Origin of the sequence: Mesorhizobium sp. M4B.F.Ca.ET.214.01.1.1, from assembly GCF_004791545.1 — a bacterium.
Classification (GTDB): Bacteria; Pseudomonadota; Alphaproteobacteria; order Rhizobiales; family Rhizobiaceae; genus Mesorhizobium; species Mesorhizobium abyssinicae.
The window spans coordinates 1-809 of sequence record NZ_SRUX01000050.1 but is presented as its reverse complement, the minus strand read 5'-3'; the positions used below and the strand labels follow the sequence as shown (position 1 = coordinate 809).

Below are 809 nucleotides of genomic sequence, written 5' to 3'. Positions count from 1 at the left end.
CGACGTCCTCGGCATTCAGCCCGGCATCGGCAAGGCAGGCGCGCATCGCCGACGCTGGCCCCTCGACAGATGGCGCGGCGATGTGGAAGGCATCGGCGGAAAGGCCGACGCCGGCGATCTCGGCAAGAATTGTGGCACCACGCCTCGTGGCATGCTCGTAGCTTTCCAGCACGGCCATGCCCGCACCCTCGCCCAGCACCAGGCCCTTCCTATCGGCGGAGAAGGGCCGGCAGGTATCGGGTGAAAGCACGCGCATTGCTTCCCATGCTTTCAGCACGCCCCATGCGAAGGGTGCGTCGCTGCCCCCGGAAACCATTACGTCGGCCCGGCCCAGCTTGATCTGATCCACCGCCGAGGCGATCGCATGGTTGGCCGAGGCACATGCGGAGGTCACCCCGAACACCGGCCCGCGCAAGCCGAGGCGCAAGCTAAGATGGACGGAAGCGGCGCTGGGCATCACCTTTACTCCAGTGAAGAGTTCAGCACGGATTGCGCTACCCAAAAGCAGTGAGCGGTAAGTTTGTTCTGTTGCGTATGAACCGGTAAATCCAACGCCCACTGTCGCGCCGAAGCGATGGGCATTCCCTTCGTCGCAGGAAAGTCCGGCCTGCCGCATGGCTTCGCGCGCTGCAAGCACGGCGAGCAAGCTGAAGCGGTCCATGGAGATGAGATGCCCCCGGTTGATGTCGTGCTCGGGCAGCGCCTTGATCTCAGCGCCGGTCATGCCCTCCAGGTCATGAAGCTCGGAATTGGCGAGCGGGCCGATGGCGGAGCGGCCTTCGCGCATCTCTTTCCACATAGAGGCGGCG

At 64.5% G+C, this 809-nt stretch carries 1 protein-coding gene; it reads right to left on the bottom strand.

What is annotated here, in order from left to right:
• Positions 1-809, bottom strand: an 809-nt coding sequence (locus tag EN857_RS33235; RefSeq protein WP_135897670.1) for a beta-ketoacyl synthase N-terminal-like domain-containing protein, incomplete at both ends; no start/stop codon positions are given.